Here is a 24,308-nt window from a genome sequence, read left to right as displayed (position 1 = left end):
GCCCCCTTTTACGATAGTGGTAGTATGTGGTTATTTAGCTGAAACTATTCAAATTAAAACGGATGCTGGTTTAACCATTGACCGCCATCTAATGTAATGCATTCACCATTTAAATAGCCTGCCTTATCTGACAGCATAAATGTTGCTAAATCCGCAATTTCTTCAGGCGTCCCTAGTCGTCTTAATGGTACAGAATTTAGGGTACGCTTTGCCTGCTCCTCTGATTCCCATAGCTTATCCGCGCCTCCTGTACGTTCGATTGGCCCAGGCGCTATCGCATTAGAGCGGATTCCGTACTGACTACCCCATTCAACGGCTAATGTACGCGTAAGAGAAAGGACGCCAGCCTTTGCCGCAGCTGAGTGAATAACACCCGCGCCAGCACCCCAAGCATAGGTAGCAACCATATTTAATAGTGATCCCTTAATCCCATTTTCAATCCAATAACGGCCAACTGCTGAAGAACAATAAAACGTTCCATTTAAGACGATATCAATAACAGCCTTCCAACCGTTTGGCGACAGCTTTTCTGCATGCACTAAAAAGTTACCGGCTGCATTATTTACCAAACTATCCACTCGACCAAATTTCTCGACAGCAAAGTCCACCATCGCTTGCGCATGCTCTGGCTCTCGAACGTCCATTTGGAATGTTTCAATGCTAGAGCCAAACGTCGAAATCTCTACTTTCGCATTTGCTAAACGCTCTGCATCACGCCCCGTAATGACGACATTTGCTCCCTCTTGCACAAATTGCTTTGCCATACCTAGCCCCATCCCGCTAGAGCCACCTGTAATAATAATCGTCTTCCCCTGTAACATCCACCCATCCCCTTTTCAATAAAATGAACAACCATTCATAAATTCATTTTACTATAAAAAGGATTAAAATTATAGAAAAATATATAATTTTCTACTTCAAGCTCTATTTTCAGCTTTATAAAGGCTTATTCTTCTACAATTGTTCCCAGTGATTCAACTAAGAATATTTCTTGGCTATTAATACGCACATCGCTATTGTGATTTTCTTTGTAATGGTATTTCCCATTCGAATCTTGAATTCGTGCTTTTTGGTTGTCTTCCAGCTGTGTCATCATTATACGCTGAATACGTTTTTTAATTTCCGGAGCATAAATCGGGAATAAAATTTCGACACGCTTGATCATATTGCGCGTCATCATATCAGCCGAAGATAGGTACAAGCTATTTTCGCCATTATGATGGAACCAGAAGATACGTGAATGCTCTAGAAAGCGACCAACAATACTCGTGACCGTAATATTTTCTGAAATGCCTGGAATGCCCGGGCGAATACAGCAAATCCCTCGAATGATTAGCTCGATTTTTACACCAGCAATTGAGGCTTCATAAAGCTTCATCATTAAATCCTTATCCGTTAAGGAGTTCATTTTTGCTCGAATAAAGCCATTGCCATATTTTTTATGTAGTGCAATTTCCTTATCAATTAATTCAATAAATTCATCACGAATATCATATGGTGATACGCGAATATGATGGAATTCCGGCTTTTCTGTATAACCACTTAAATAGTTAAAGAAGTTGGTCGCATCAATCCCAAATTCTTTATTGCATGTAATAATCCCCATATCCGTATAAATTTTCGCTGTGGCGTCATTGTAATTTCCTGTACCTAGATGCACAAAGCGCTCGATTTTCCCTTGGCGACGGCGCACTACTAATGTAATTTTTGAATGTGTTTTTAAATTATTCATGCCGTAAATCACAAGACAGCCTGCTTGCTCTAGTTGCTTCGCCCAATGAACATTATTTTCCTCATCAAAGCGAGCCTTTAACTCAACTAACACAGTTACTTGCTTTCCATTTTCCGCAGCTTGCTTCAAGGCTTGAATAATCGGTGAGTTCCCACTCACACGGTACAGCGTTTGCTTAATGGCAAGCACGCTCGGATCCTTCGCTGCTTCTGCGATAAAATCAACAATCGGTGCAAAGGATTCATATGGATGGTGGAAAAATAAATCCTGTGTTAATGCTTTTTCATAAATATTTTCATCCGATTGTAAATCCTGTGGTGGTTGCGGGATGAAGCTTTCATATTCTAAATGCTCACGCCCAGCAGAAATCGCCTTTACAAAACTAAACATTGTCGTTAAATCGAGCGGTCCATCTATTTTAAATACATCCGATTCCTCAATTTCAAATTCATCAAGTAAATACTCTAAAACATCGTCATTCATTTCACCGTCACGTACCTCTAAACGTGACCCAACGCCCCATTTACGTTTCTTTAACTCTTTTTCAATTTCTACAAGTAAGTCTTGTGCGCCTTCCTCGTGAATCGTTAAATCCGCATTACGCGTTAAACGGAATGCCTGAGATGACTTTACTTTATAACCAAAGAATAATCGGTCAATATTGCTTGAAATGACGTCTTCTAATAAGACAAATACGGTCTCATTCCCCTGCGTAGGTACTTTAATAAAGCGTTCCAATACAGATGGCACCTGTACAATGGCAACTTTATCTAACATTTCTGTATCCAAATTATTATTTTCCAGCAGGACTAGTAAGTTTAACGTACGGCCAAGCAGCGTGGGAAATGGACGATAGGCATCCACCGCTACGGGTGTTAGTACCGGGAAAATCGTTTCGTCAAATAATTCATGTAAGAAGTTTTTTTGCTCAGGAGTTAATAATTTTAAATCCCGTACATAAACATTTTCCTTTGGCAATAAATCATGCACTAAATGGCGGTAAACTTCGGTTTGGCGACGTACTAATGCCTGTGTACGCTCAGCGATTTTTGTTAATTGCTCTTTTGGTGTTAACCCTGATTTATTTTCAGGTTTGTGGAAGCCCGCGCGAATTTGGTCTTGTAAGCCCGCTACTCGCACCATGAAAAACTCATCCAAATTCGAACTAAAAATCGCCAAAAACTTCAAACGCTCTAATAAAGGATTATTCATATCTTCTGCTTCTTCTAGTACACGCTCATTGAACGCCAACCAGCTAAGCTCACGGTTATTGTAATACTGTGGTTTCGCGATTTCTTCTAATATTTGAATACTGGCCTTTGTACTTTCTGATTCAAACATCGGATCTTTTTCCATATTGGTTGTCATCATTAATTCCGCCCTTCCTCATTAAATACGATTTTAATATTCTTTTTGAACACACGCTCGATATGCTTTTTTTGTTTTTCGACTTGTGTCCTTTCCGCAATAGCTCGCTCGGACGTCACCACGTCAATGACAAGCTCGTCGTCCTCATTGTTTTTCATGCCAATACGCTTCACCACATTACGCTTCGTCATATTTAAGGCATAGACAAATTTTAATACGGCACCAAAATCACGTAGTTTTTTTAATTCTTCTTTTACGATCCAACTTTCAAACGGTTGGGCAAAGCGCTCAAAGTAATCACGATTTTTATACGATGCCAATAGTGCTAACTTGACACGATCTATATGCGAAAGACCTGGCAATGATTGATTGGCTATTAAATAAAACGTATGCTGGCTAGAAGAATCCAGCTCGATATATTCGCCAATGGCATACACCTTCGCTCCTTTTATTAAGAGCTCTAAGTCTGCTTGATTATAGTCAAATAATTGTAAGGAACAGCAGGCTTCGTAAAATTGCTTCGTTAGCTCGGCTAATGTTTGAACCTCTTCTTCTGTACGTCCATAGGCTTGGGCTAATTGCCGGGCACTCTCCTCAAATACATTGTATTTATTGTAGGCCTTTGAGTTTCCCTGTAGCACACGCCCAATAATTAAACCTTCACGCAATCCCTTTTTACTCACTTGAAATGTATCGGTTCCTACGACAGATAATAATGCAAGGAATACTTCTAATGCAGGCACAATTGTATCTGCACGGTCTGAGGATAGCCCATCCAATTGCTTGAGCTGCTCAAATGATAATTGGGTTAAATAGTCTCGTAATCCTTCTAAATCCTTTTCCTTCATCGTATACTCATGCACTCCAGATAAAGGGTAATTCGTTTTTTGCTGATGTACTTGTGCAATATTACGTGCACTCCCACCGATTCCAATGACCGGAAAGGCTACATCCTGAATCCATGGTAGTGAACGAAATTGATCCGTCACATAAGCCCGTAGCTTTGTTCGTTCTTCATGATTAATAATGGTCCCTTTGACAAACATTTGCTTTAATGACACCGTACCAAAGGGAAAGCTAATCGTTTTTTGTAGTTTTTTATCGATGAAAAAGGTAATCTCCGTCGAGCCACCACCAATATCGATTGTGACTGCAGAAGGTGTATTCATAGAATGTGCTACAGCAACAAATCCATAATAGGCTTCCTCTTCTTCAGATAAAATATCAATTTTAATCCCAGTAGCTTCTTCCATACGACGAATGATAACTTCATTATTAATGGCTTGACGCACAGCTGCTGTTGCGGCGGCCTTTACATCTTCCACTTCATAATCCGTTAAAATTAACCGAAATGAATTTAATGTATCTGCCAGCAGTTGAATGCCTTCTTCAGACATCTCCCCATTTGGTAATATATATGTGCGAAGGCGCGCTACCGTTTTTATATTGCCAAACTCACGTAAGCCTTCATTTTTATTATATGAATACAATACAAGTCGAATGGTGTTCGAACCGATATCGATAATGGCGGTTTTCAAATTTTCCATCAATGCCTTCACTTCTTTCTTAAAGTCATTTCATTGCGATAGTGACTTACACCTAATTTTGCTCATTATAGCTTATAAAAATAGCCGGAATTACTTATACAAGTATCCGGCTTTCATTTCTATTTTATATCAATTTTAAGTATTGCTACAATTCAATAAGTGACAATTTTACAAAATTAACTTATCCATGCGTAAAATAAGTTCTGCGATTTCAGGTTTAGAAATTTGCTCCTCTGCCCCTACTTGATCCCCTTTATGACGCAAATCATCTGTAATTAAGCTCGAGAAGATAATTACCGGTAACTTTTGTAAGTCTGGGTGTGTTTTAATTTTCTTTGTTAAATGGTGTCCATCCATTTGAGGCATTTCAATATCCGTTACAACCATTTGGACATGCTTTTCAATTGCTTTATCTGCTTTTACAAGTGCCTCTAAATACTCATAAGCATCGCGACCGTTTTCAAAGAACTCCGTATTTACATAGCCCGCTTCGTTCATTGTATCGAATAATAATTTACGCAATAACGGTGAATCCTCCGCAATCACGACTTTCTTTTCAGTACGCTCACGTTTACCAAGCTTTTTCACAGAATCAACGCTAATGCTTGATTCTGGGTTAATATCTACCATGATTTTTTCAAAATCTAACAGTAAAATCATTTCTTCATTGCGCTTAATGACACCGATTACTTGTGAAGTGCCTCCTTGATACATATCAGATGGCTTCTCGATTTGATCCCAAGAAATACGATGAATTTGTGTAACATTGTCAACATGGAATACAACACGTTGTTTATTAAACTCTGCCACGATGTATTTTTGCTGGGGACTGCGATTTTCTGTTGGAATCCCTAAAACTTTAAGCATATCAACAACTGGCAGTACTTCTCCACGTAATTGAATAATCCCTTCTACGTGAGGATGTACGTGTGGAATAAATGTCACTGGTATCGGTTGAATAATTTCTTTTACTTTAATTACGTTAATACCAAATTTATTATTTGCTACTTCAAATTCAACAATCTCAAGTTCGTTTGTGCCACTTTCTAGTAAAATCCCTGTTTGATTTTCCAATGTGTGCCTCTCCTTCCAAATTCCCAGGTTAATTATGACTCTATTGTATCATAGGGGATTTGATTCTCCTATTAACGAATCGACTAAAAAAAGTAGATTTTATGATGCAAATTTCATTATTTATAGAATTTAATTAATGCTTGAGTACCATTATCACCATAGCCTTCTTCTAATAATTGATCATACATCGATTTCGCTAATGCTAAACCTGGTAGTTGAAGATTCATACGTTCTGCTTCATCTAGTGCTATTTTCATATCTTTAATAATATGTTTAATATAGAAGCCTGGATCGAGGTCGCCTTTTAGCATACGTGGAGCAAGATTAGATAATGACCAAGAGCCTGCTGCACCTGCTGTAATTGAACGCAATACCTCATCCATCGATAATCCTGCTTTCAAACCATAAGCCATTGACTCACAAACACCAATCATACCGGATGCAATAGAAATTTGATTGCACATTTTGGTATGTTGGCCTGCTCCTGCTGCCCCTTGATACACGATATTTTGGCCAAAAGTTTCAAAAATCGGCTTCATCTGTTCAAAAACAGCTTCATCGCCACCAACCATTAAGGACAATGTCCCATTTTGTGCGCCAATATCTCCACCCGAAACAGGCGCATCTAAACTATGTACACCGATTGCCTTCGCTTGCTCGTATAATTTTTTCGCTAATGTCGGCTCGCTTGTTGTCATATCAACAACGATTGTCCCTTGCTTTGCTACAGAAAGAATACCATCTGTACCGTTATACACTTCTTCAACATCTTTTGGATAGCCGACCATTGTGAATACCACATGCTGTCCTTCTGTTGCCTTTGCAGGTGTTTCAGCCCATTTTGCACCTAAGGACACTAAAGCTTCTGCCTTACTTTTTGTGCGTGTATAAACCGTTACCTCATAGCCTGCGTGGAGTAAATGCTTAACAACGCTTGCTCCCATAACGCCTGTTCCGATAAAGCCAATCTTTTTCATGTCCATTACAAAAATCCCCTTTTTGCTCGTTTCTTTCATTTTATCAAACTTCAATCAAACTGCAATGTACGTTATGCCATTCTAGACAAATCCTTATCAACACTTATACACAAAAAAAGAGAGTAGCAGCGTCGAGTCGCTTCTACTCTAAAGGGGGAAATGAGAATGTTGCTGTGTTCAATGTTATTATTCCCTTATCATTCAACATTAAACATCATTCTCTAAATTTATTTCAAATGATGATTTTGTCCTGAAATGGTCCATTTTCTATGATAAATTCCATTGAATTTGTTCATTAAATAATCCACTTGTTTGCTTAAATAAAGTGTTTGCTTGCTGTGTAGCCCATGTTCAATACCAGATTGAATCATGAGTTGTCTTTTTAATTCAATTTGATGTAATAATGCCTCATCAAATCTTTCTTCGTCCAATTTTATCCCTCCTTACGATTGCTTGTTACCATTATTATACTTTCTTTACATAATAGATACAAAATAATCGTAAAACAAAATTCGACAGTTTTTATGATCGTGGAATTGGCAAATAGGTAAAAACAACGTCCCCGCCTTGTTTTGCTTCACCTCGAAAATGTTTAAATTGTTCGTCCTTCACAAGTTGTTCACGAAATTGTAAAAATTCATCTTTTTTTATGCGTATAGATTTCACTTCACCGTTGCGTAATTGATCTAACATGTCTTTATAATCCGCCATTTAAAATTACCTCGAGTCTTTTTATTTTTTCCAATATAACAGAACTATTAGATGTATGAAAAGGGACTAAATTCCGCCTAGAATAATATAAATATTCAAAAAAGATAAACTTTGTAGTATAATTGCATGCAAACTGTTAATTATTAGTCGATGAAGGGGCTGACTGTCTATGAAAATTGCTGAAGTTGGGAATATTATCGAGTTCAAAGATGGATTAAGAGGCATTGTTGAAAAAGTCAATGAAAATTCGGTTATTGTGGATATTACGATCATGGAGAACTTTCATGAATTAGAATTGGAAGAAAAAACAGTTATCAATCATAAACGGTATAAAATTTTAACGAATCATGAATAATTAATACCAAATACCCTTTTTACCATTCAAAAGATGCTAAAAAGGGTATTTTTTGATACGATACGTAAAAGGGGGTACACAATGAATGAAAATGGATAGACAAACAATTACTCTCCTTCTGTCATTGATTTTTCTTTATAGTATGATGTTCTTCACATTTTACGAAAAAGCAATCTTTTGGTATTTGTACGCATTCACTTTACTAGTAGGAATCGCCATTGCCTTAGTCTCTAGTAAATTTGAAGACCGCATTCCCACTTGGCAATATTTAATTTATGGGATTGGCTATGGAACCATTACGTACGGCTTTGTTAAATTAGGTTACATCTTACTTCCTTATATCGATGCCAACGTTACGTCCGAAATTCCAAAGTTTCTAAATAATTATGGTCCGCAACATATATTCCATTACATCATGCTTATTTTTATTATCGCAGTTGGTGAGGAAATGTTTTGGCGTGGTTATGTGCAGCAGCAATTAAAGCGCTATACATCACCTGCTTGGGCTGTTTTTATTACGGCCATATTATTTTCATTATCTCTAGCGATTAGCGGATTTATCCCAGGCGCATTAGCTGCCATTGTTGCAGGGCTTTTATGGGGCGCGCTTTATGAATGGAAAAAAAGTTTACCGCTCATTATCGTTGCACATATCGTTTTTGTTTTATTATTATTTTTAGTTTTACCATTGTTTTGATACAATATAATCAGAAACTTACCTTCCTAGTTTTCGTCTATTAAAATAATAAGAGGAGGCACATTATGAAAAAAACATTTACAACAATTAGTGCATTATTATTACTATCAGCCACATTAGCCGCTTGTAATACAGAAACGGGCGAGCCTAACACGTCTACGGCTGCAAATGAAACACCTCAAACCGAGCAAAACGAAACTGAAACAAATAAACAACCCGAAAACGAAGAAACAACTACGCCAGCAACAACTGAACCCGAGCAAAATGAGGGAGAGGCAACGGAACTAACAGAAACAAAGCCTCAACAAACCGATGAACAAGCGACATTAACATATCGTTCAAACGGGCAAACATATCAAGAGGCAGTGACAACTTCAAAAAGTACAGAGATGAACTATACAATTGAGCATTTTAAAAGCTATACATTAGAGTCAGAAGAACCTGGCATCGATCATTTGCTATACAATGCCGATGACAACTTCTCTATGCAAATTGAAGTATTGACAAAAGATGAGGTCAAATTCGAGGATGTAAAAGCGTCAGTCAATGAAACGATGACTGCGATTTCATCAGATGTAAAAGAACTAGATCTGAGCGCTACTTTAGAGCAGCACAAGGACATTATTCAAATTGTCGGTTACGAAACTACGCTAGAAGATGCGAATAAAGTAATTAAAGTTGCCTTTGAACGTGATAATATGTTTGTAAAGCTAACAATTTATGATTCGGTAGCCGCAGACTTACAAGACGCCTTCTTGCAAATGGGCTTAACAATTCAATAGTAAAAGCAAAAACACCTCCACAGCTAAGTTTGTAGAGGTGTTTTACGCATTAATACGATAAATCTTTAATGGATAAACCAAGTTTTTTAAGTAGCTCAATCGCTGTTTGCTTCTCCTTTGGTGTTAATGCGCTTAATAATTCATGTAGCCTTTGCTCATGCTCCGGAAACAGTTTGTCCATAAATTGTGAACCTGCATCGGTAATTTCAGCAAAAGTTACACGACGATCGTCCGGACAAGATACACGCGTTAAAAATTGGCGTTTTTCTAATTTATCCACCACATATGTGATGGAACCGCTAGCTAATAGAATTTTGTTTCCAATTTGCTGCAACGGCTGGCGACCTTTATGATAGAGAAGCTCTAAAACTGCAAATTCAGTTGGATTCAGGCCATTTTGTTGGATAAACTGATTCGTTGCTTCATTAATTGCTTTCGTCGCTCTTGATAATACGATAAATAATTTTAACGATTGTTTTACTTCATCTGAAGCCATAAAAACCATCCTCTATTTTTGAGTAATAAGGCTATTATAGCGATTAATCGAAAGTTTTGTCAAAAAACGCAATATTTCATAGTAAGTTGAGCTAAATTAAATCGGTTGCGCACCGTGACAATTCACTTTACATAGACGTTCGCAGATTTTGCTTAGGTGAATAGGTCGAATAGGATATAACCGGATGTCCTTCGTTCGCTAATACATTTAAATCAATTATAAACCTCGTCCCTACCGCTTGTTGGCTTTCTACAGAAATTGAACCTTGATGCTCTTCTACTACGGTTTGCACTAGTACTAGTCCTAAACCTGTCCCAGTATCCTTCGTTGAGAAAAATGACTGAAATGCATTAGCTATTTGCTCTTCTGACATACCTTTACCTTTATCCTCTACAATTAATCGAAGTGTCGAAGCATTTGTATAATGTAATCGAACAATAATCGAACCACCCGTTTCAACGGCTTCGATGGAATTTTTCAATAGATTAATAAGCATTTGCTTTAATCGATTGTAATTTCCTTTAATTAAGTAGGAGGCATTATCATCATATTCAAAAATAATCGTTGCATTTGCTTCTAAAGCCTTCAATTGAAGTAATGTAATCGCTTGCTCGATTAATCCTTTGAATTCCAATAAATGATAATCATACTTTTTCGGCTTTGAAATTGTCAGTAATTCAACTAACATTTCGTCAATCCGCTGAAGTTCCGTTTCGACAATTTGAAAATAAGGATTCACCTGCTCTTCTACATTGCTTTTAATCATCTGAATAAAGCCCTGTATAGCGGTCATTGGGTTACGAATTTCATGGATAATTGACGCAACATTTTGCCCGACCGTTGCTAAAGATTTTTGGTGGTTAACCATCTCTAATAAGCCAATCTTTTCTGTTTGATCTGTAATCGTAGTAACCAGCATATTTAACTTTTCATCGATTTTACTAGAAATATCTAAATAATATACTTGCTCATCGTTTCCAATACGCTTCACTAAAATTGTCGCAAGCTCATTATTTGATATCATCCGGTAATATTGGATGATTGCTTTTGGGTCGACATAGCAATTTTCAAATAGTAAGTCATAATTTCTTCTTTCTAGCTGTCTATTTTCAAAACCTAATAGCTGTAATGCCCTTTGATTCGTTGCAATAATTTTCCCAGCTTTTGATGTAAGGATGACGCCATTTGGCAACCCATTTATTAACTGGTGATTTTGCTGCATTTCATGTATTGGCTTTTTTACTTTATTGAAATTGATTATGCAAAAAATAAATTGACGGTCTGCAATATAATAGCCTAAAAAATTGATCGATACATGTTGCTGAAAATCATTAATTAAATCTAATTTGTAGCTAGCTGTAGCGTCTCGAGTCACTTTTGTAATGAACGTATGCCATTCAGCATGATTATTTTGTGTAAACTCAAAAAAACTTGTCTGAATGTTTAACTGTTCAAGTGTATCGACAACTTTATCATTCATATACTTTATTTTTCCAGTACAATCAAAAATAACTAAATGTTCACTTGCTTGTTTAAATAGACTATCTACTATGTGACTCAATTCACCTTTCACTAATATCTGAGCCTCCTACATCTGATTTTAAAATTTTCAGAATTTTATATACACTCCATATTATTCCATACTATCACTTGGAATTAAATGGGTATATTATCCTATATTGTTTGCTGTGCTTCACACTGCTACAATAGAATATATGTAGAGGAGAATTAAACTATGAACATTGTTTTAAGTACATTAAATGCAAAATATATTCATACCAATTTAGCGATTCGTTATTTAAAAGCTGCGGTACAACCAGAATTTGAATGTGAGCTAGCTGAATATACTATTAAAGATCCCGCGTTTAATATCGTTTCGGATCTATTTCAAAAGAAACCTGATATAGTTGGTTTCAGCTGCTATATTTGGAATATCAACGAAACCATCGCCGTAATTCGTATGTTAAAAACGGTTTTACCGAATATCAAAATTGTATTAGGTGGCCCTGAAGTATCGTATGACGTCCATGATTGGCTACGCAAGCACGAAGAAATTGACTTCATTATTATGGGCGAGGGTGAGATTTCATTAAAAGAAATGCTGCGTCACTTCAATGGCGAAATTGAGCTTGAAAAGGTGCCAGGTATTTGTTATTTGCAAGAAGGCAAGCTAAAAATTCACGCACAGCCACCAAAAGTTGATTTACGTGAAATTGCGACACCCTTCCGTTTTGAAGAGGATTTACCACATCTGGGTAAACGTATTCAATACATTGAAACAAGCCGTGGCTGTCCTTTTAGCTGTCAATTCTGCCTTTCTTCAATTGAAGTGGGTATACGTTACTTTAATCGGGAAAAAATCAAAGAGGACATTCGCTATTTAATGGACAATGGGGCCAAAACCATTAAATTCGTTGACCGTACATTTAATATTAGCCGGAGCTATGCGATGGAAATGTTCCAATTTTTAATCGATGAGCATAAACCTGGTGTCGTATTCCAATTTGAAATTACAGCTGATATTATGCGCCCTGAAGTGATACAGTTTTTAAATGACAATGCACCACATGGACTATTCCGCTTTGAAATCGGTGTCCAATCGACAAATGATTTAACAAATGATTTAGTAAAGCGTCGTCAAAATTTTGAGAAGCTGAAACGTACCGTCACAATGGTCAAAGAGGGCGGGAAAATCGATCAGCATTTAGACTTAATTGCTGGTTTACCAGAAGAAGACTACAATTCATTCCGCAAAACGTTCAATGATGTATTCGATATGCGTCCTGAAGAACTACAGCTTGGCTTCTTAAAACTGTTACGCGGTACTGGTCTACGCTTAGAGGCCGAAAAATATGGCTACACATACGTTGACATTTCACCGTATGAAATTTTCTCAAACAATGTCCTTTCTTTCGATGACATCGTGCGCATTAAACATGCCGAAGATGTACTTGAAAAGTATTGGAACGCCCATCGCATGGACCATACAATCGAATATTTAGTCACAAAAGGCTTCGAAACACCATTCGATTTCTTCCAAAACTTCGGTACGTATTGGGAAACAAAGGGCTGGAGTCGCATCGGACACCAGTTAGAAGACTTATTCCGCCGTTTACTAGAATTTTTACAAACGGTCGAAAACGCAGATATCGACATCATTACTAGCTTAATGAAATACGATTTCTTATGCGGTCAACAGTTCCAGCCGCGAAAATTATGGTGGGATGATCGCCTTTCTGAAACTGAAATGCGGGATGTTTATACGCGCATTAAAGAGAATCTAGCGATTGTTGGCGAGGCATTTGCAGCAATGAATATTAGCGAACGCGAGTTATTTAAGCATTCGTTAATTATTCCCTTCCATATGAATTTACAGGACTATGAAGAAACAGGGGCTATCACAAAGCAAACCGGCTACCTATTCACCTACTTCCGCAATGGCGAAACACCGTATTTCTATTCTTTTAACTAATAACGAACAAAAGCTACGATTCACTCTATCAAGGAGCAAATCGTAGCTTTTTTTATCCAATAATAATGCGTTCTTTTGGATAGTGATACTTTTTCTTTTTGGAAGTCCCACCTAGGGAATAAAGGAACGAAATTAAGCCGACACGTCCAATAAACATCAGCGCCATTATGACCACTTTACCTATTGTCGATAAATCCTGTGTAATCCCTAAGGACATGCCACATGTTCCGAATGCTGACGTAATTTCAAACAAGATTTGATTCATTGATGCATGCTGTTCCGTAATCAATAAAATCATCATCGCCACCATGACCATGAATAACGCAAAGATTAGTACCGCAAACGAACGAAAAACATCAATCAGATGAATTTCACGTTTAAATATTTGAATATCTGAATGCCCCCGTGAATAGGCAATGACAAATAAAATGATAATCGCAAAGGTCGTTGTACGAATTCCCCCACCAACTGAACTTGGTGAAGCCCCGATAAACATTAGCCCACTCAAAAAGAGCTCTGTCGCCTCATTAAATGTCGTGATATCAAACGTCGTTAAGCCTGCTGAACGTGTCGAAACGGAATGGAACATGGCCGTAAAAATTGCCTCATGCCATTGCATCCCTTTAAAGGAATAAAAGCTTTCTAGTATTAATATGATGACCGTTCCTCCGACAAATAGTACACCATATGTTGCCGTTGTGATTTTCGTAAATAAACTAAAGCGGAATGTTGGGTCCTTTTTCAATAAATACGTTTTCACTTCTACTAGCACAGGAAAGCCAATTGCCCCTAAAAAGATTAGTATCATACAAACAAATTGTACGAAATAATCATAATGAAATGGTACTAAACTCATCCCCGTAATATCAAAGCCACCATTAGTAGTCGCTGATATGGCGGCGAATATGCCATTAATAGCAGCCTCTTCCCACGTATCAAAATAACGTTTAAAGTGAACCATTAAAATGATGGCTCCAATGGCTTCAATTAAAAACAGCAATTTTGTAATTTGCTTAATCAGCGCCACAACACCTGATAAATTGTACTGATTGTGGTCAATCATGATTAGCTGACGTTCACGCATACCAATTTTCTTGCCGAATAATAGCCATAAAAAAGTACCGATTGACATAATACCAATGGCACCAAATTGTAAAATGATTAAAATCATCGCTAAACCAAAGCTACTATATGTTTCTGCAACTGTTACCGTTGTTAACCCCGTTACACTTACTGCACTTACCGCCATAAACAGGCTATCTAAATGGGAGACTTGTACACCTTCCAAATGCACACCAGGAATTCGCAACAACAAATACGAAATTAAGATGGCGAAAAAATAATAAGTAAGTAAAAGGCGAAACGGGGTAATACTTCTTTTTTCTAATTGTTTTAAAGGCACAGTAGTCGCCTCCATTAATCATTTTTTCTAGTATAATGAATTGTGCTGAAAATGAAAAGGGGGATACTTCTATAATCGAAGTATCCCCTTATTCATTTTGATTTATTTTGCATTTTGTTTTTTATTTTTAACAACACTGACAACATAGCCACCAATAGCTAAAGTAAGTAATACTACCCAGAAAATAACTTTCCATGTTGTTGAGTGTGGGAAGGCTGGATCAATAATTGCTAAGTTTTCGTGACCTAACGCTAATACCGCTAATTTTACCCCTACCCAACCAACGATTAAGAATGCTGCTGTTTCGAGTGTTGGGTAATCGTTTAATAGCTTAACAAACATTTGTGCCGCAAATCGCATAATGACTAGTCCAATAAAGCCACCTAAGAACATGACAGCGAATGGTCCAGCATTAATGCCACCGATATGCATATCTCCGATGTGAGGTAATGTCATCGCAATCGCAACCGCTGCAAGCATTGAGTCAATCGCAAAGGCGATATCCGCAAGCTCTACTTTTAAAACCGTCATCCAGAAGCCAGAGCCTTTTTTTACCACAGCTTCTTCGTGCTCTTCTTCTTTTTTGAAATGATTATCATATAAATGCTTTATCGAAATGAATAGTAAGTATGCCGCACCGATTGCTTGAATTTCCCAATATTTTGCTAGGAATGTAATTAAGAATAGTGCAACGAATCGAAATACAAACGCTCCAAATAATCCATAAAACAGTGCTTTTTTCTGTTGTTCTTTCGGTAAATGTTTTACCATTACGGCCATTACTACGGCGTTATCTGCTGCTAATAGCCCTTCAAGGAATACTAATACAAGTAATACCCATGCGTATTCTAATAAAATTGTTTCCATGAATGTTCTCCTCCTTCATAAGGCTTACACCTTAATTTTTTAGCCTTTTAATAATAGTTGAAAAACTCCGATTTAACCAAAAAAGAAAAGACCTCTGCCTATAATGAATATAGGCAAAGGTCTCGCTAAGCATTTTTATGCTATCACACCCGATGGCTCCTAACCATGTAATGACGAATGTGAAATAAGATATTCATGAAAGACACATTTTGTATTCGACATGCACTTTCGAAAATCCTTATAGCTACTCCCCTTTGACAATTGTCAAACGGATATTCAACTTTATTTATATTGTTATTCTAACGATTATGCCGACAAAAATCAAATAATTCTTCTGAAATCAATCAAATTTTTACATGATAGCTCGATAAATGCTTGTTATTTTCATAAAAATCCACTAAATTTGGCAAAATATCAAATAAATCCACACCTTCTATCTTTGCTTGCTCCAATAATCGATGGCTGTCCTTTGTATCAAAGCTTGCAGCATAGTCTAAATAATCAACCATTTGCGGCGGCACATGTAAGGCGGTGCGAATATTCGATTGCTCTAACAGCACTTTCGCAATGCCTAGTGGTAATTTGCTAAAGGTTTTACGCTTCGTCATTAAATGAACCAGCTTTTGATAGACGACTAATACTTTATAGGGTTGCCTATCTGCTAAATGAACCGTTTCTCCCTCAGCCTGATTATTTAAGCAAAGCGCGATACTCGCATTGACGACATAATCTAATGCTACAACGTGTAAATCCGTATCCTTACTGCCGATTTGTGGGAAAAACCGTTTGTCCTTCAAATAATCGATTACATTCATCAAAAAATAGATGCCATCAAAGCGCTCGGTGCTCCCTGTTTGCGAATGCCCATAAATCATTGTAGGTCGAATAATCGTTACCGGCAGCTCTAACTTTAAATCATCTACTAATAGCTCCGCCTCAAATTTTGATTCCTCTAAATAATTATAAAATGCAGGCGGGCGAATCAATTCCATTTCCAAAATTTCACCCTGTCGCTTCCCCGCAATAAATGCCGTACTAAAATACATATAGCGCTCTAAATTCGGCAGCTTGCCAGTAAAATCGTTAACGTTCGCTGTCCCATGAACATTGACCTTCCAGGCTTTTTCACGCTTCATCATCAGATTATGCTCCGCTGCTAAATGCCAGAGGACCGAAATTTTCGGTGCGATAAGCTGGACATCTGCCTCAGCCAAGTCTAAATTGGGCAATGTAATATCGCCTTCAAATAGTATAATTTGGCATTGTTCAAAGCGCTGTTCGATCTTCTGTACAATTACTTTTGCGCATGCCAATGTATCGGGCTTTACGACAGCTATGACTTCATTCGTTACCTTTTGATTAAAAAGCTCATTGATTAAATGCGTTGCAACAAATCCCGGAAAGCCTGTTATAAAATGACTACCCATTGATTTCCCCCCTTTGCTCGCAACACGATTAGTCTCTTTCGATTAATCGGTAAATTATTGGTACGATAAATAATGTTAAAAATGTCGAACTCAGTAATCCCCCGATCACAACAATGGCCATTGGTTGATTCATTTCTGTTCCTTCTCCAATGCCCAATGCCAATGGTACGAGTCCTAAAATTGTCGTTAACGCGGTCATTAAAATCGGACGCATCCGGTCTTGTGCTCCAGTCACAATGGCCTCTTGCGTATCGATTCCTTGCTGACGCTTTTGGTTAATATAATCAACAAGCACAATCCCGTTATTGACAACAATCCCCACTAAAATTAACACACCAATAATAGCAGTTACCCCAAGCAATGTTTTGGTTAACAACAATGCTAGAGCAACCCCAATGACCATCAAAGGAACACTGAAAATCATAACAAACGGCAATTTAAAGGATTCAAATTGTGCCCCCATCACCAAATAAATCAGAACAACAGCTAAAATGATGGCTAAAATCATATCCTTTTTTGCACTATCAAATAATTCACGATCTCCACTGAAAATTATTTTTGTTGTATTCGGGAGATGGACCTGCTCAATTGCCTCATCCACTTTCGCTGAAATACCGCTAAGTGATTCAGTTGTTTTATATTTCACAAAAAACGCCACAGCTGCTGCTTGATCTGAACGACGAATCGCAGTTTGCATCTCTTTTATTTCGACTTGGGCAAGCTCTTGTAATTCCACGAATACCCCAGCATTTGTTCGCAATTTCATCGTTTTTAAGGCGTCGATATTTTCACGATAGACCTTTCCAAATCCTGTATAAACACCCAGGACCTCTCCATCTTCCGCAATGATTTGTGTCGTAAAGGCACCGCGCATCATTGTATTAACGCTTTGGGCAATTTGGGCTGGTAAAACACCGTACTTCAATGCCTCATCACGTTTTATTTCAATTTGAATTTCTTCCTTTGTCGCATCTAAATCTGTTGTAACCTCGGTAATGGACTCAATTTGGCCGAGCTGCTGTTGAATTTTCTTTACCGATTCATTTAAGCGTGCTTCATCACTATCTGTCGCACGGAAGGTTAGCGTATTTGGTGTAGACCCTGTTGATGAAGATAATGAGAACGCTACCTCTGCACGCTCCCCTATTTGGTCTTTTACTTGCTGCTCTAATTGCTCGACAACATCAAAAATCGATTTGGAACGTGCTGACAATTCCACTAGTTTAATCGAAATTTCGGCTTCATTTGGTTTACTTGTTCCGCGTGAAAGGGATTGTTGATTTCCACCTATTAAACTTACAACAACATCTACTTCCTTCAGTTCTTTAGCCATCGCTTCTATTTCGGAGACAACTGCTTCTGTTTTTTCCACAGATGCACTATTCGGTAATGCTACTGATACGGTAACAAAGCCTTCATCGGTTGCGGGCAAAAACTCAGTCCCTGTTTTATAGAGTGAAAAACCTGAAATGACGAGTAATAGGGTCGTTGCTGCTAATACCATTCCCTTTTTCTTTAACGCCCAATACAATGCCCTTTTATAATTTCGATATAGCCACGAAGCTTGTCTCTTTTCGATACGCTTGTCCGTTTTTGTCGTTAAAAACTTACTTGCAAGCATCGGGATTACCGTTAATGAAACGAGCAACGATGCAATTAAACTAAATGAAATAGTTAACGCAAACTCGGTAAAAATTTGCCCGATTAACCCGCTAATAAATATAACTGGAACAAATACCGCAATCGTCGTAATCGTGGAGGCGGTAATGGCTAGCGCAATTTCTTTTGTCCCTTTAAAGGCTGCTTCAGTTGGTGATTCGCCAAGTTCCAAATGCCGCTCAATATTTTCAATGACAACAATCGCATTATCAACAAGCATACCAATCCCTAGTGCCAGTGCGCCAAGCGTCATAATATTGAGTGAAAAGTCAGCAAAATACATCAGGACAAATGTCACAATCACAGAATACGGAATGGCAATCCCGATAATAAGGGGACTTTTCACCCCACGTAAAAATAAAAATAATACGAGCATGGCAAAGAGCCCACCAAAAATTAAGGACGAGCTTATATTGCTAATCGCAAGGCGAACATAATCCCCTTGATCAAATAAAATCGTTGCTTCGACCCCTTCATATTGTGGCTCCTGCAATAAACGATTCAGTTCAGCCTGGAAGGTTTCAGATACACTTGCTGTATTCGCGCCTGATTCTTGCAATACTGAAATCAGCACAGCCGGCTGATTATTGGCTCGAGTAATCGTCGTTGTTTCCTGTTCATGGCGCTTAACGCTTGCAACATCGCTTACTTTCAAGGCTTCTCCAGTGAGTGGATTCACCGATACAGTTAAATCAGCAATTTGTTCGGCCGATGTAAATAAACTGATGACACGCGTCGTTAATAATTGCCCCTCCTGCGTGTTTAACTCCGCTCCAGGCAATGAAATATTACTTGCCTGCACAACTTGCATAATATCTGCTTGTGTTAGGTTTTGCTGCTCGAGTTTCGCTTCATCTAATTCAATTTGAATTTCTTCAATGATTTTTCCAGATGCCGTTACACTTGCGACCCCATCCGTACGTTTCAATTCTTGCTCTAAGGATTCCGCAATTTTACGAATATCGACATCCTTATTTTCTGCTGCTAATGCAAGCTGAATAACAGGAAATTGGGATGGGTCAAATTTTAAAAAGCTCGGCTTGCCAGCATCCTCTGGTAGTGGTACTAAGTCTATGCGCTGTAATATATCCGTTTGTACCTTATCCATATTCGTAGACCAATTAAACTCTAAAACAATTAGGTTGGAGCTTTCCATCGAGGTAGATTGAACTTTTTTTATGCCCGGCAATGTTGCGAGCGATTGCTCTAATGGCTTGGTGACTTTTTCATTTACTTCTATAGGGCTAGCGCCAGGATAATTCGTTACAACTACCCCAATTGGCGGATTTAAATCTGGAATTAATGTAATCGGAATTTTAAATATCGATACTGTACCAAGAATGAGTACAAATAGCATGCTGACTATTGTAAATACAGGTCGATTTATTGAAAACTTACTTATATTCATGGATGTGAAACCCTTTCATTTTCTGCGTATTTTATTTAAGATTCGAGTATTCTATGAATTATCCCTTTCTAATAAAACAATTTCTACAATTTTTGTGGTAAAATGTTACAAATTACAAAACAATTTGAAGGAGGCTATTAGATGTGCTTGATCGCATTTGCTTATAAAAAACACCCCAATTTTCCATTAATCATTATTGCCAACCGTGATGAATTTTATGAGCGCCCTACAAAAGCCGTTCATTTTTGGGAGGATGCGCCTCATATTTTGGCAGGTAAGGATTTACGTATGAATGGTAGCTGGCTCGGTGTGTCTATATCCGGACGCTTCGCTGCAATAACAAATTATCGTGACCCGAGTCGACCTGAAACGGGCCTATTATCGCGTGGAGCAATCGTGAAATCTTTTTTAAATACTGAGAAAACGAGTGTGGATTTTGTTAAAGAACTACGGGGCAATAAGGATTTATATGGCGGATTTAATGTACTGCTATATGATGGCGAGCAAATGCGGCATTACAATAACGTGTTTGACGAGCACACAGTTGTTGTGCCAGGAGTGCATAGCGTCAGTAACGCAACGCTCAACTCTCCCTGGCCAAAAGCAACGTTTGCAGCAAAGGTACTGCAACAAGCAATCGATAAAGAAACAATCGAAACAAACCAACTCATATCATTGCTCGAAAATGATGTCATAGCTTCAGAAGATATATTGCCCGATACAGGTGTCGGCATCTACCTAGAACGCGCTCTATCTGCAGCATTCGTCAAATTACCCAATTATGGTACAAGATGTTCAACAGCCATTACTATTAATAAAAAAGGTCACATTCAGCTACAAGAACGCACATACGAACAAGGCAAATTTGCGTTTGATAAATGGTTTGAAATAAATAAGAGGCTTATTAGATGACCCGCTAACTCTTTCCCAATGTAAGTTAAAGTGATGAAAACTAACTCATTTATACGTTAATCTATTAATTCCCTCTTATGCTTTTTAATATTCGGTCCCATGTTATTTCATGATCTGTCAGAAAGTGCCCGCCATGTTCTATATAATGCGTTTCGATGTTTTGTAATTGTGTTACTTATCTCCATACACACAGTATCCTAGCTTTCGTGCATCATTTAATACAATATTATGATCATGCAAAATATCTTTATTCTAGTCTACAAAATGTCGCACCTAATAAACACACCTTACAGCAAATGTCTGTCTACGGTGAAAGGTTTAGATCCCTAAATGCATCATTTCTTTTGTTACCTGTTCCATCCTTGACTCCAAGTTCGTACCGTTATATTTTGGTAGCTTCAGCTCTTGAACAATTTTACCGTCACGCATATAAAGGATGCGCTCTGTTTGTGCGGCAACCTTTACGTCGTGCGTAACGAGAACTATTGTTGTTCCCTCTTCATTAATTTCAGAGAAGATTGATAAAATTTCCTGTGCTGTTTGAGAATTGAGCGCGCCCGTAGGTTCATCTCCAAAAATAATTTGCGGATCGTTCATTAATGCTCGACAAATGCCCGCGCGCTGAAGTTGCCCTCCTGAAACCTGTGTTATATCGTAATTACTGATTGCTTCGATACCGACTCTTTTCATCAGTGCTCTTGCCTTTTCAGTGATATTTTCGGTATTTTTTCGCTGGTCTCGCATAACTGGAAGAATAATATTATCGAAAATCGTTAAATTTTTTAGCATTGTCGGCTGCTGAAACACGAAGCCCATTTTCGTTCTACGAATTTCTGAAAGTTCCTTTTCGTCCATCTCAGCTAAATTTTTATTTTTAAATACAACGGTACCACTATTGACACGATCCATACCACTAAGTGCAAACATAAGCGTCGATTTGCCCGAGCCTGATGGACCCATGATTGCAACAAACTCCCCCTCATCTATTTCAACTGATACCTCATCAAGTACGTTTTGCTGCTCCTGTCGTTCTCCGAAGGATTTTGTGATGCGGTCACCGATTATCATTTTGTTCATCTGTCTACCCCTTTATGTTTTGTGAAATTTTTATTTGACCTGCACCTGAAGTGCCACCAATTGTTCCGATTAACACCGCACCGATCATGAGCAGTGGACAAAGTACATAGGCCATGAGTGGATTGACTGTAAAGCTAAATGTATCTGCACCAAACGAGGAAATAATGGCGCCTGTAAGCACCTCGCCCACCGTATTTGCAAGAAGTGTTCCTAATCCAATACCAATCATTAAAACGAACACAGCCCTTGAAATATACTGTATTTTAATATCTGCATTTGTAAAACCGATTGCCTTCATAACCGCAATGGAAGCTCGATCCTTTACAACGAGCATTTTCATAAATAAAACGGTAATTAACACCGTAATTACAATTGCCACACCAATTGCAGCATAAGACGCGATTTCAACAGAGCTAATAGTTGAACCAAACGTTTGTGTCACAAATTCATTGACATCTGATACCTTCGCATAGCCAAATGCGCTCGAATATTCCAAAACTTTACCTTTTACATCTGCTGAATCTGATAGCTTTGCAACGACAATACTCCACATCGGTTCTGTTGAATGATCAGTAAACATTGCCTTTGCCGTTTTACCACCATTCGTAATGTCTGAATAAATACCACTGATTGAAAATTCCTGCTCTACTCCGTCAATCAGTAAGGTCATCTTATCGCCAACCTGTTTACTCATTTCAGTTGCATTAATAGAAGATAGTGCAATCTCATTTTCGTTCGTTGGTGCTTTTCCTTGAGAATAAGCAATCGGGAACGCAGCATGATCCCCTAATTCGACTTTTACATTTTCCTCCGTACCGTCTCCCATTTTTGCCTTAAATATTTTTGTTGTTAGCTCAGCATAGCTAGTAATATTTTCGTCATTACTTACCTTTTGTAAAATTTCAGCTGTTTTCTCAGGGATATTCTCGACCTGCTGTATATCGATACGCAAATCGTAATCGCCAATCCCCATATATTGCGTGAAGCTTTTTGAAGAAATTGTGTTGTATAAATTTTGCGGGACAATAATGATGAATGAAGAAATAACAAGTATCGTAAGTATTGTTCCATACATTTTCTTTCTCGCCAGCACATCTTTCATCCCTAAAAAAATATTTGTCGGAAGGAACTTATTTTTATTTAAATGAAATCGCTTAGAGCCTGTCGTTTTTTCCTGTTTCATACCGAAGCGAATCGCTTCCACAGCGGATATTTTGTTGAATTGCTTTAATACGCGACTGACATAAAGAAGTATAGAAGCTAGCACGAGCAGAATACCGATTACGCCAAGCAACAATGCCATGGAAGCATTGTCGGCCTCTCCCATCGATAAGCGGATATTTTCTAATAGTACATCTTTAAATAAAAGTGACAACCCGAAACCTAACAAGCTCCCTATACATGCAATCGCAGCATATTTCACAAAGTATATTCGTTTTATATCTTTAATGTGTAATCCGATTGCTTTCATCACACCAATTTCGTGATAGTCTTCCTCCATTTTCGACAGCAATGTAAATCGAATACACATCAACGCAATCGCTACAACCAATGCACTAATTAATAAAATAATGGCAATCATAATGCCATCTGACAATGCGTTCATCATTTTAAATAGCGTATATGTAACAGTTGGACCATTTGCCTCTAACTCGGCTGCTGCATAAGCTGTTTCAAATTCGCCAAGCGTTTTGGCATCCTTTAATCGAAACTCAATTAAATATTCTAAATTACCAGCATCCTGGAGTTTTGCGAAATCATTTTCACTCACTAAAAAACGCTTCGAGGCAGAAAGGCTAGAATTCATTTGCGAATCGCGAAGAAATCCTGTCACAATAAATTCATGACCATGGATTACAGCCTTGTCCCCTATTTCAGTAGCATATTCCTTCATATAATTAATGGGCACATATACCTCACCGTCAGATACGCTAATTTTATGACCATCTATGTCTAGCAGGTAATCAAATTTCTCATTTTGAATCGTTAAACCGTTATCCTGCACATTATCGACTAAGGATTGTTCACCTAGCTGTATGTGAGACCCGTCTATATTAAGAAATTTCACAAGCTGAAAATCGTCCACATTACTGTTGACTTCTGCAAAACTAGTGAGACGAGCCTCATCGATTTCACCTGCATGCATTTGTAGAAAATGTGGTGTTTTAGCCTTTATCATGAGCGTATCGAGTGCGCCAGTAAGGTTCATCGTTAAAATAGCAGCTAACGACACAAGCATCGCTGCTGCAGCGACGAACATCATTGTGATGAATGTAATCAGTTTGTTTTTTAACAAATCATTGCGTATGATTCTAAAATACATAAGTCACCTCTACTTTCAAATT

At 38.0% G+C, this 24,308-nt stretch carries 20 protein-coding genes; 5 read left to right on the top strand and 15 right to left on the bottom strand.

The features are described 5' to 3' along the window. Window positions 1-53: 53 nt before the first annotated feature. The 7 genes from fadH to MKX47_RS03820 all read right to left on the bottom strand — a co-directional run bounded on the left by fadH (window position 54) and on the right by MKX47_RS03820 (window position 7,409). A complete protein-coding gene (gene fadH, locus MKX47_RS03850) occupies window positions 54-821 on the bottom strand; it encodes a 2,4-dienoyl-CoA reductase (protein ID WP_340771314.1) in 768 nt (255 codons plus the stop codon). A gap of 125 nt (window positions 822-946) precedes the next feature. Continuing rightward, window positions 947-3,088, bottom strand: coding sequence for an RNA degradosome polyphosphate kinase (locus MKX47_RS03845; protein ID WP_445683604.1), 2,142 nt, complete (start codon window positions 3,086-3,088; stop codon window positions 947-949). A gap of 14 nt (window positions 3,089-3,102) precedes the next feature. Next, window positions 3,103-4,647: a Ppx/GppA phosphatase family protein gene (locus tag MKX47_RS03840; protein WP_340771309.1), complete on the bottom strand. Its 1,545-nt coding sequence runs from the start codon at window positions 4,645-4,647 to the stop codon at window positions 3,103-3,105. A gap of 168 nt (window positions 4,648-4,815) precedes the next feature. Continuing rightward, window positions 4,816-5,721, bottom strand: coding sequence for a chemotaxis protein (locus MKX47_RS03835; RefSeq protein WP_340771307.1), 906 nt, complete (start codon window positions 5,719-5,721; stop codon window positions 4,816-4,818). Between the two features lie 116 nt (window positions 5,722-5,837). Then, on the bottom strand, window positions 5,838-6,704 hold the full coding sequence (locus MKX47_RS03830; RefSeq protein WP_340771305.1) for an NAD(P)-dependent oxidoreductase: 867 nt from the start codon (window positions 6,702-6,704) through the stop codon (window positions 5,838-5,840). A 221-nt stretch (window positions 6,705-6,925) separates the two neighbouring features. Next, window positions 6,926-7,129, bottom strand: coding sequence for an aspartyl-phosphate phosphatase Spo0E family protein (locus MKX47_RS03825; protein WP_340771302.1), 204 nt, complete (start codon window positions 7,127-7,129; stop codon window positions 6,926-6,928). 91 nt (window positions 7,130-7,220) lie between these two features. After that, window positions 7,221-7,409 carry a hypothetical protein gene (locus MKX47_RS03820; RefSeq protein ID WP_340771299.1) on the bottom strand — a complete coding sequence of 63 codons (189 nt, stop codon included), beginning with the start codon at window positions 7,407-7,409 and terminating at the stop codon, window positions 7,221-7,223. Between the two features lie 169 nt (window positions 7,410-7,578). On the opposite strand from MKX47_RS03820, the gene MKX47_RS03815 reads away from it, so the two are divergent. The 3 genes from MKX47_RS03815 (at window position 7,579) to MKX47_RS03805 (ending at window position 9,243) form a co-directional block, all read left to right on the top strand. After that, entirely contained in the window at window positions 7,579-7,764 is a 186-nt protein-coding gene (locus tag MKX47_RS03815; RefSeq protein ID WP_340771296.1) for a YkvS family protein, read from the top strand. 85 nt (window positions 7,765-7,849) lie between these two features. Then, entirely contained in the window at window positions 7,850-8,461 is a 612-nt protein-coding gene (locus MKX47_RS03810; RefSeq protein ID WP_340771293.1) for a CPBP family intramembrane glutamic endopeptidase, read from the top strand. Between the two features lie 65 nt (window positions 8,462-8,526). After that, window positions 8,527-9,243, top strand: coding sequence for a chemotaxis protein (locus tag MKX47_RS03805; protein ID WP_340771291.1), 717 nt, complete (start codon window positions 8,527-8,529; stop codon window positions 9,241-9,243). Window positions 9,244-9,292: 49 nt separating this feature from the next. Here the strand turns inward: MKX47_RS03805 and MKX47_RS03800 are convergent, their stop codons facing one another. Further along, a complete protein-coding gene (locus MKX47_RS03800; protein ID WP_340771289.1) occupies window positions 9,293-9,739 on the bottom strand; it encodes a MarR family winged helix-turn-helix transcriptional regulator in 447 nt (148 codons plus the stop codon). A gap of 127 nt (window positions 9,740-9,866) precedes the next feature. After that, entirely contained in the window at window positions 9,867-11,312 is a 1,446-nt protein-coding gene (locus tag MKX47_RS03795) for an ATP-binding protein (RefSeq protein WP_340771288.1), read from the bottom strand. A gap of 162 nt (window positions 11,313-11,474) precedes the next feature. Here MKX47_RS03795 and MKX47_RS03790 point away from each other — a divergent pair, with 162 nt between their 5' ends. Beyond that, the gene (locus tag MKX47_RS03790) at window positions 11,475-13,211 is read left to right on the top strand and encodes a B12-binding domain-containing radical SAM protein (RefSeq protein WP_340771286.1); all 1,737 of its coding nucleotides are present in this window, start codon (window positions 11,475-11,477) and stop codon (window positions 13,209-13,211) included. Window positions 13,212-13,263: 52 nt separating this feature from the next. Here MKX47_RS03790 and MKX47_RS03785 read toward each other — a convergent pair whose 3' ends face one another. The 4 genes from MKX47_RS03785 to MKX47_RS03770 all read right to left on the bottom strand — a co-directional run bounded on the left by MKX47_RS03785 (window position 13,264) and on the right by MKX47_RS03770 (window position 19,974). Beyond that, window positions 13,264-14,628: a TrkH family potassium uptake protein gene (locus MKX47_RS03785; protein WP_445683570.1), complete on the bottom strand. Its 1,365-nt coding sequence runs from the start codon at window positions 14,626-14,628 to the stop codon at window positions 13,264-13,266. A gap of 87 nt (window positions 14,629-14,715) precedes the next feature. Continuing rightward, complete coding sequence (locus tag MKX47_RS03780) at window positions 14,716-15,480, bottom strand: TerC family protein (protein WP_340771282.1); 765 nt, start codon at window positions 15,478-15,480, stop codon at window positions 14,716-14,718. Window positions 15,481-15,824: 344 nt separating this feature from the next. Beyond that, the gene (locus MKX47_RS03775) at window positions 15,825-16,907 is read right to left on the bottom strand and encodes an SDR family oxidoreductase (protein WP_340771278.1); all 1,083 of its coding nucleotides are present in this window, start codon (window positions 16,905-16,907) and stop codon (window positions 15,825-15,827) included. Between the two features lie 28 nt (window positions 16,908-16,935). Beyond that, window positions 16,936-19,974 carry an efflux RND transporter permease subunit gene (locus MKX47_RS03770; RefSeq protein WP_340771277.1) on the bottom strand — a complete coding sequence of 1,013 codons (3,039 nt, stop codon included), beginning with the start codon at window positions 19,972-19,974 and terminating at the stop codon, window positions 16,936-16,938. A gap of 141 nt (window positions 19,975-20,115) precedes the next feature. Here MKX47_RS03770 and MKX47_RS03765 point away from each other — a divergent pair, with 141 nt between their 5' ends. Continuing rightward, window positions 20,116-20,886: an NRDE family protein gene (locus tag MKX47_RS03765; RefSeq protein ID WP_340771274.1), complete on the top strand. Its 771-nt coding sequence runs from the start codon at window positions 20,116-20,118 to the stop codon at window positions 20,884-20,886. 318 nt (window positions 20,887-21,204) lie between these two features. On the opposite strand, the gene MKX47_RS03760 is transcribed toward MKX47_RS03765, so the two are convergent. Beyond that, window positions 21,205-21,963 (bottom strand): ABC transporter ATP-binding protein, encoded by a 759-nt coding sequence (locus tag MKX47_RS03760; RefSeq protein WP_340771270.1) that lies wholly within the window; start codon window positions 21,961-21,963, stop codon window positions 21,205-21,207. A 4-nt stretch (window positions 21,964-21,967) separates the two neighbouring features. Beyond that, window positions 21,968-24,286 carry an ABC transporter permease gene (locus MKX47_RS03755; RefSeq protein WP_340771268.1) on the bottom strand — a complete coding sequence of 773 codons (2,319 nt, stop codon included), beginning with the start codon at window positions 24,284-24,286 and terminating at the stop codon, window positions 21,968-21,970. Window positions 24,287-24,308 lie beyond the last annotated feature (22 nt).

It is taken from the genome of Solibacillus sp. FSL R7-0668, from assembly GCF_038006205.1.
In the GTDB taxonomy this organism is placed as follows: Bacteria; Bacillota; Bacilli; order Bacillales_A; family Planococcaceae; genus Solibacillus.
The sequence above is the reverse complement of the archived record's forward strand: the minus strand, read 5'-3'. Positions and strand labels throughout refer to the sequence as shown.